The organism is Thauera aminoaromatica S2, assembly GCF_000310185.1.
Classification (GTDB): domain Bacteria; phylum Pseudomonadota; class Gammaproteobacteria; order Burkholderiales; family Rhodocyclaceae; genus Thauera; species Thauera aminoaromatica.
Genome location: NZ_AMXD01000028.1, coordinates 25,598 through 33,462, shown reverse-complemented (window position 1 = coordinate 33,462; position 7,865 = coordinate 25,598). Strand labels below are relative to the sequence as shown.

The following is a 7,865-nucleotide window of genomic DNA, read 5'->3' as shown; positions in this document are numbered from 1 at the left end:
GAAAGGCTGAACCCCTCATGCCTCGCTTCCACCGGCCAGGATAATTGACGTCGACCGGCCAAGGTAATTGACGCTGGGCAGCTCGCCGAGCACGTACGATCGCCACAGCTTGGCTGAAGACGGTTTCAGCTCTTCATACGCAGGCTGGAGGGCAAGGCGCGGCGGGCGTCGATCAAGGCCCGGCGCGGAAGGGTGAGCGACTGATCGGCTTGTCCCGTCGAGTATCAGTTAACGTCCCGTATCAGTTGGTGTCCAGCAGGCGTGCGCACTCGTCCATCATCGAGCGCGCCAGGTCCGAGTCGTAGTTCGGATCAAGCGCCTCCATCATCTCGTGAGCCGTATAGAGCCCTGCCTCCCGTGACAGCGAGCCGGCGATCTGGCGCGCCAGCCCGTCGCTGAGCGCGGAGAGCTGGCGGCGGTCGGCCAGCGGCAGCGTGCGCTCGCTGCGACGCAGCCAGTCGGCGATGAAGCTCGCGCCCTGCGCTTCGGTCAGCCACTGGCCATGCTCGTAGTAGATCGACAGGCGCTCGGCCGTCAGCGCGAAGATCAGCGCGGCGCGCGTTCCCTTGCTGTCTGCGGGCGGAGTGGCGCGGGGTGGAGTAGGCATGGCGATTCGGCGGGGTGCGGTGAAGAGACACCCCGATGCTATCAGTCCACTGTCAGTATCAAACGACAGTTTCACTGTATAAATAAAGGTGGCTTAATCTGTGTCATGAACTCCGAAACCTCCCCAAGCTACCCGCTGGCCGAACTGGCCGTGCTCGCGGACCTGCCGCCGCGCACGGTGCGCTACTACGTGCAGATCGGCCTGGTCGACCGACCCGAGGGCGAGACCCGGGCGGCCCGCTACGGCACGCGGCATCTCGAGCAGCTGCTGCAGATCCGCAAATGGACCGCTGCCGGCGTCTCGCTCGAGCGTATCCGCGAGCTGCTCCACGGTGCGCCGCCGCCGGTGCCGCCGCGTGAGCGCGCCATCGGCAGCGTGTCGGTGTGCAGCCATCTGACGGTGGCCGAGGGGGTCGAGGTGGTGATCGATGCCCAGCGCGCGGGCCTGAGTCCCGAGGCGGTGCGCCAGTTCATCCAGGGCGTGATGGCCGCCTTCGAGGCGGTGCAGGGGCAAGGCGGGGCAGCGTCGCAGGGCGCTGCCGCGCACAACACGGACAAGAACGACCGACAGGCGGGAGAACCATGATGCAGCAACAATCGGCACGACTTGAGACGCGCGCGGGTGAGGCACTGACGCTGCAGGGCGTGCGGTTCACCGGCACCTTGCGCGGCACGCTCTTCGAAGCGGAGCTCGAGCAGCGCTTTGCCAACCCCTTCGAGCGCCATGTCGAGCTCGTCTACAGCTTCCCGCTGCCGTGGGCGGCGGTGCTCCTCGGGGTGGAGGTGCGGATTGGCGAGCGCTGCCTGTCCGGAGCGGTCATCGAGAAGAAGCAGGCCGAGCAGGGCTACGAGGACGCGCTGGCCGAGGGCAACACCGCCATCCTGCTCGAGCAGAACTTCGATGGCAGCTACACGCTGAACCTGGGCAACCTCGCACGCGGAGAAACCTGTGTGCTGCGGCTGCGTTACGCCCAGGTGCTGCAGTTCGAGCAGCATGGCCTGCGCCTGGTGGTGCCCACGGTGATCGCCCCGCGCTACGGCGATTCGGTGGCCGATGCCGGCCTGAAGCCGCATCAGGTGGTCGAGCACGACCTGATGGCGGTCCATCCGCTTGAGCTCACCTTGCGCATCGAAGGCGAGCTCGCGCGGGCGCGCATCGGCTCGCCGAGTCATCCGTTGTCGATGCGGCTCGAAGGAGAGGGGGAGACGGCGGCGATGCTCGTATCGCTCGGTCGCGGCGGGGCACTCGATCGCGACTTCATCCTGGTGCTCGACGAGGTTGCGCAGGATTCGCTTGCCGTGTGCGCGCAAGACACCCTCGATGAGGGCGCGGTGAATGTGCTGGCGAGCTTCTGCCCGCGTGTGCCGGCAGCGGCCCATCCGCTCGCGGTCAAGATCCTCGTGGATTGCTCCGGCTCGATGCAGGGCGACAGCATTGCCGCTGCGCGCCGTGCGCTGCAGGCCATCATCGCCGGCCTGCGCGAGGGCGAGCGCTTCTCGCTGTCACGCTTTGGCAGCACGGTCGAGCATCGCTCGCGTGCCTTGTGGCGCACCAGCGCCGCCACCCGCCAGGCGGGACAGCGCTGGGCGATGCAGTTGCAGGCCGATCTCGGTGGCACCGAGATGGAGAACGCGCTGGCATCCACGCTGGCCCTGGCCGGAGATGCCGAGCCGAGCCCTGGGACGGAGGAGGGGGCCGCAGCGGTCGATCTACTGTTGATCACCGACGGCCAGATCCACGCCATCGATCGCACGGTGAAACGGGCGCGAGCGCTGGGGAATCGGATCTTCGTGGTCGGCATTGGCAGCGCGCCGGCCGAGGGTGTGCTGCGGCGGCTGGCTGACGAGACGGGCGGCGCCTGCGACTTCGTCGCGCCCGGCGAGGCCGTGGAGCCGGCGGTGCTGCGCATGTTCGCGCGTTTGCGCTCGCAGCGCATGGACGCCCTGCAACTGGTGTGGCCGACGGGTGCCGAGCCGGTGTGGATGAGCCCGCTGCCCGGCTCGGTCTTCGATGGCGACGCAGTCACGGTGTGGGCGCGCTTTGCGCAGGTGCCGCATGGGTGGGTGCCGGATCAGCCGGTGCGTCTGGTCGGCCGGATGGCACAGGGGGACGCGCCCGTAGCGCTGGGTGAGGCATCGCTCAGTGCCGTCGAGCCGCATGCCGTGCTGGGCCGCATGGCGGTGGCCGCGCAGGTCGAGCAGCTCCTCGCCGGCGAAGGGGCGCAGTCACTCCGGGCACCGGAGGCGCTCGCGCTGGCCGTCGCGTATCAACTGGTCAGTCCGCTGACGCACTTCCTGCTGGTCGAGGCGCGTGCCGAAGCCGACAAGCCCGAGGACATGCCCGATCTCGTGAAGGTCCCCGCGATGCTGCCTGCAGGCTTTGGCGGGCTGGGAAGCGTCGATCTGCTTTACATCGAGCCCAACATGGCGCCGCTCACGGTGAATGACACGCCCACCGCGTATGGCGCGCCGGCAGCGGCGGGCTTCGGGTCGTTTGACATGAACGCGCTCGATGCGCCGGCCGTGATGCGCTCGGGTGCGCGCGTGCTGCGCAGCGAAAGGCGAACACAGGCCTCCACCTACGATATCCCGGCATTCCTGCGACGCGGCGCTGACCGGGCAGCCGATGAGCCGCCGCGCGACAATCCGCGTTACTGGTCTGCCGAGCCTCATTACAGCGGCCTCACACCGCTGGGCCTGACCCACTGGCTGCGCAGTCATACGCAGGCCGAATGGCCGCGCACGTATGCGGCGCTGCACAGGATCGGTGTCGGTACGGCGGTGCTCGACTGGCTGGAGTTCGTCCTGGCCGACGGGGAGGACGAGGCGCAGGTTGTGGCCTGCTTCGTCGAGGCGATGGCTCAGCGCGAATTGCATGACGCGCTGCGCTCGACCAACGGCATGCTCGGACGGCTCAAGGCCCTGACGCAGCGGGTGAGGCCGGCCGCTGCGCCTGAGGCCCGACAGGTTGAGGTGGCGTCTGAGTCGCTCGCGGCGCGCCTGCAGGTGTTCGTCAGCACGCTCCAGGCGGAAACCTGGCCCGACTGCGTCTTTGCGCTCCGGGACGCGGCCTCGGCGCTCGAACGGTCGGGTGTCGGCGTTGAATAGCACTAGGGGAGCCACGAGGAGGCAGCCATGCCTGTGAAGACCGTCCTGAACGGCAGCACCGTGCCGGTCAGGATCTGGACCGACGACATCGACGAGGGCTCGAAGGCGCAGCTCGCCAACCTCGCCAGCCTGCCCTTCATCCACCACCACGTCGCCGCCATGCCCGACGTGCATCTGGGCATCGGCGCGACCATCGGCTCGGTGATCGCCACCCACCAGGCGATCATCCCGGCGGCGGTGGGCGTCGACATCGGCTGTGGCATGGTCGCGGCGCGCCTGTCGCTCACGGCGAATGACATCGACGAGAAGCGGCTGAAGAAGGTGTTCGATCAGATCACGCGCGACGTGCCCGTCGGCCGTGACCAGCATGCCGACGGTCGCGTGCTCGTCGATGCGGTGCGCCCCTTCGAGCCCGGCCTCAAGGCCCTGACCGATCGTCACCCGCAGCTGCTCAAGGCCTTCGGCAGGTTCTCCAAGTGGGCCAACCAGATGGGCACGCTCGGCGGTGGCAACCACTTCATCGAGGTCTGCCTGGATGAGAAGCGCCGGGTGTGGGTGATGCTGCACTCGGGCAGCCGGGGCATCGGCAACGCGATCGCGACCTACTTCATCGAGCTCGCCAGGAAGGACATGGAACGGCACATGATCCACTTGCCCGACCGCGACCTGGCCTACTTCCGCGAGGGCAGCCCGCATTTCGACGACTACGTCGAGGCGGTGCACTGGGCGCAGGACTATGCGATGGCCAACCGCCAGGCGATGCTCGAGCTCGTGCTCGCAGGGCTGGCGCGCCACCTGCCGCCCTTTACCGTGACTACCGAGGCGGTGAACTGCCACCACAACTACGTCGCCCGCGAGCACCACTTCGGCGCCGACGTGTGGGTGACCAGAAAGGGCGCGATCCGCGCGGGGGAGGGCGAGCTCGGCATCGTCCCCGGCAGCATGGGCGCGCGCAGCTACATCGTGCGCGGCAGGGGGAACGCGGAGAGCTTCTGTTCCAGTGCGCACGGCGCTGGCCGGCGTATGAGCCGCACGGCGGCCACCAAGCACTTCACCGAGGCTGACCTTGCGCGCCAGACCGAGGGCGTGATCTGCCGCAAGGACAAGGGCGTGGTGGACGAGATCCCCGGCGCGTACAAGGACATCGACACCGTGATGGCCAACCAGTCGGACCTGACCGAGGTGCTGCACACGCTGAAGCAGGTGGTGTGCGTGAAAGGGTAGGGGGCGCAACAGATGGCAGGTGAACGGGTTCGAACCGTCATGGACCACGGCTGGCCGTGCTGTGCGAAAGACAGGCTCACTTCCTGAGCCTGTCGCGCATTACAGTCACCGCACTACATCCAGCACGGAGTGCTCATGCGGCCTGCCCGATGCGCAGCGGCGCAAAAGCTCCTGGCGCGAGCGGAAGGAGCGGTACCTCGCTCACCTGCGTGTGGCGGAAGGCGAGGGCATTCTCGTCTCTGCGTGCGACAAGCTGGCCAACCTGCAGGCGATCCTGTTTGATCTGACTGAAATCGGTGAGTCCGTTTGGGCGCGCTTCAGCGGAGGGAAGGGTGGATCGCTGTGGTACTACACGGCGTTAGTCGATGCTTTTGGCGGACGGGTACCGGCCGCAATGGGATGTCGACGATTGGCTACGCACAACTCATCAGCCGACTCTGTCTGGTCGTCCGACCGCTGGCGAAGCCGGCGCAGATCAGCGGTTCGGTCAATCGGCCTGTGGACTCGGCCGACCGCGTGCTTCTTCCTTGCGGCGTTGCCATCGAGGGCACGCTTGTCGGGCACCGCGAGTTTGCCCTGCGCCATGAAGGCGTGAATCTTGAGGTCATCGACGCCCTGTTCGAGCGCCTCACGCCGGAGGACTTGCTGGCCAGGTTGAACGCGGCGCCCAACGGCGCGCACATCCGGCGGGCGTGCCATCTCTGGGAGTGGCTGACGGAGCCGAGAACTGCAGGCAGCTGCCTTGCCGATGGGAGGCTACGTCGACCTGTTTCCTGCCCGATGACTACGTCACCGCCGGGCAGCCCACCAACGACCGTCGATTCCGCGTGCGCAACCATGCACTGGGGACCGCCGATTTCTCCCCGGTGGTGCGCGCGCCAGTAACGAGCGCGCGCGCGATGAGGGCGCGGCCCCTGCGGCGCATGGAGCGGAGCGCGCCGAAAAGGCCCCGCATGGCCGTTGGATTGGGCTCTCATGTTTGCATCGATAAATCTGATGATTTCCATTGACACGCCTTCCGGGCTCCCTTAGTCTGGTGCAACTTCTGGCTAAGTGGTAAGACCACTTAGCCAGAAAGTGGAAGTGCACGACATCCTGATTTCATGAAATGCATTCGAGAGGGGAAGGGGCAATGACGGTTGGTTCGATGTTCAAGGCTGCGCGCGTGATGCGCGCGCCGGCCTGAGGGGGAGATTCCGATGCAGCCTGGTACGCTCGCATTCCTCGCCTTTTCTCCGATCCTGCTCGCCGCGGTGCTGCTGGTGGGCCTGCGCTGGCCCGCCAAGCGCGCGATGCCGGTCGTCTATTTCCTCACTGCGGGCATCGGCCTGTATGTGTGGGAGATGAGCCTGAACCGCGTGCTCGCCTCGACCCTGCAGGGGCTGGTGATCACGATCGGGGTGCTGTGGATCATCTTCGGCGCCATCCTGCTGCTCAACACCCTGAAGTACTCGGGCGGGATCACCGCGATCCGCGCGGGCTTCGCCAAGATTAGCCCCGACCGCCGCATCCAGGCGATCATCATCGGCTGGCTGTTCGGCTGCTTCATCGAGGGCGCCTCGGGCTTCGGCACGCCGGCGGCGATCGCCGCGCCGCTGCTGGTGGCGATCGGCTTCCCGGCGCTGGCGGCGGTGCTGCTCGGCATGCTGGTGCAGAGCACGCCGGTGTCCTTCGGTGCCGTGGGCACGCCGATCATCATCGGCGTCAATAGCGGCCTCGACAGTGCGACGATCGGCGCGCAGCTCGCCGCCAGGGGCTCGAGCTGGGACGTCTTCCTGCAGGTGATCACCAGCAACGTGGCGATCATCCATGCCATGGTCGGCACCGTCATTCCGCTGATCATGGTCATGATGCTGACGCGCTTCTTCGGCCGCGAGAAGAGCTGGAAGGCTGGCTTCGAGGTGCTGCCCTTCGCGATCTTCGCGGGTCTGGCCTTCACCGTCCCGTACGCCTTCACCGGCGTCTTCCTGGGGCCTGAGTTCCCCTCGCTGCTCGGCGGCCTGGTCGGCCTGGCCCTCGTCACCACCGCGGCGCGTTTCGGTTTCCTGGTGCCGAAGAAGACCTGGGACTTTGCCGACCCGAAGGAGTGGCCGAGCGAGTGGATGGGCAGCGTCGAGATGAAGCTCGATCAGCTCCCGCGTCACCAGCCGATCAGCATCTTCCGCGCCTGGCTGCCCTATGTGCTGGTGGGCGCGCTGCTCGTGCTGAGCCGCGTGTTCCCCGAGATCGGCGGGGCGATGAAGTCGGTGGTGATCGTGTTCGCCGACATCCTCGGCGAGAAGGGCATCAAGGCGGACTTCCAGCCGCTCTACCTGCCCGGCGGCATCCTGGTGGCGGTGGTGCTGATCACCGTGTTCCTGCATGGCATGCACGCGCGCTCGCTGGTGAAGGCGGTGGGCGAGTCCTCGCGCGTGCTGCTCGGCGCCGGCTTCGTGCTGCTGTTCACCGTGCCGATGGTGCGCATCCTGATCAACTCGGGGGTGAACGCCGCCGACCTGCCCAGCATGCCGATCGCGATGGCGAAGTGGGTGGCCGACAGCGTGGGCAACGTGTATCCGCTGCTGGCACCGTCGGTGGGCGCGCTCGGTGCCTTCATCGCCGGCTCGAACACGGTCAGCAACATGATGCTGAGCCAGTTCCAGTTCGGCGTGGCGACCTCGCTCGGCATCTCCACGGCGATGGTCGTGGCGGTGCAGGCGATCGGTGCGGCCGCCGGCAACATGGTGGCGATCCACAACGTCGTGGCGGCCTCGGCCACGGTGGGTCTGCTCGGCCGCGAGGGCGCGATCCTGCGCAAGACCTTCTGGCCGACGGTGTACTACGTGCTGATGACCGGCACGGTGGCGATGATCGCGATCTACGTCCTCGGGGTGTCCGATCCGCTGCTCGCCGCGAGCTGAGTCCTGCGCGGAGGGACGCATCGGCGT

Annotated in this window: 6 protein-coding genes; 5 read left to right on the top strand and 1 reads right to left on the bottom strand. The window is 67.3% G+C overall.

Features of this window, described 5'->3' with window-relative positions:
• Positions 1-241: 241 nt before the first annotated feature.
• Positions 242-607 (bottom strand): hypothetical protein, encoded by a 366-nt coding sequence (locus tag C665_RS06655; RefSeq protein WP_004303518.1) that lies wholly within the window; start codon positions 605-607, stop codon positions 242-244.
• Positions 608-712: 105 nt separating this feature from the next.
• Here C665_RS06655 and C665_RS06650 point away from each other — a divergent pair, with 105 nt between their 5' ends.
• The 5 genes from C665_RS06650 to C665_RS06635 all read left to right on the top strand — a co-directional run bounded on the left by C665_RS06650 (position 713) and on the right by C665_RS06635 (position 7,838).
• Positions 713-1,192 carry a helix-turn-helix domain-containing protein gene (locus tag C665_RS06650; protein WP_004303516.1) on the top strand — a complete coding sequence of 160 codons (480 nt, stop codon included), beginning with the start codon at positions 713-715 and terminating at the stop codon, positions 1,190-1,192.
• Entirely contained in the window at positions 1,189-3,714 is a 2,526-nt protein-coding gene (locus C665_RS06645) for a VIT and vWA domain-containing protein (RefSeq protein WP_004303514.1), read from the top strand. Before C665_RS06650 ends, C665_RS06645 begins: the two co-directional genes overlap by 4 nt.
• 27 nt (positions 3,715-3,741) lie before the next feature.
• Entirely contained in the window at positions 3,742-4,938 is a 1,197-nt protein-coding gene (locus C665_RS06640) for an RtcB family protein (RefSeq protein WP_004303513.1), read from the top strand.
• A gap of 399 nt (positions 4,939-5,337) precedes the next feature.
• Entirely contained in the window at positions 5,338-5,823 is a 486-nt protein-coding gene (locus tag C665_RS20125; protein WP_197068793.1) for a hypothetical protein, read from the top strand.
• Positions 5,824-6,137: 314 nt separating this feature from the next.
• Positions 6,138-7,838: an L-lactate permease gene (locus C665_RS06635; protein WP_004303509.1), complete on the top strand. Its 1,701-nt coding sequence runs from the start codon at positions 6,138-6,140 to the stop codon at positions 7,836-7,838.
• The last annotated feature ends 27 nt before the right edge of the window (positions 7,839-7,865 follow it).

Coding starts and splice junctions, on each gene's coding strand:
- C665_RS06655 (WP_004303518.1), bottom strand. CDS start 607: ATGCCTACTCCACCCCGCGCCACTCCGCCCGCAGACAGCAAGGGAACG.
- C665_RS06650 (WP_004303516.1), top strand. CDS start 713: ATGAACTCCGAAACCTCCCCAAGCTACCCGCTGGCCGAACTGGCCGTG.
- C665_RS06645 (WP_004303514.1), top strand. CDS start 1,189: ATGATGCAGCAACAATCGGCACGACTTGAGACGCGCGCGGGTGAGGCA.
- C665_RS06640 (WP_004303513.1), top strand. CDS start 3,742: ATGCCTGTGAAGACCGTCCTGAACGGCAGCACCGTGCCGGTCAGGATC.
- C665_RS20125 (WP_197068793.1), top strand. CDS start 5,338: ATGTCGACGATTGGCTACGCACAACTCATCAGCCGACTCTGTCTGGTC.
- C665_RS06635 (WP_004303509.1), top strand. CDS start 6,138: ATGCAGCCTGGTACGCTCGCATTCCTCGCCTTTTCTCCGATCCTGCTC.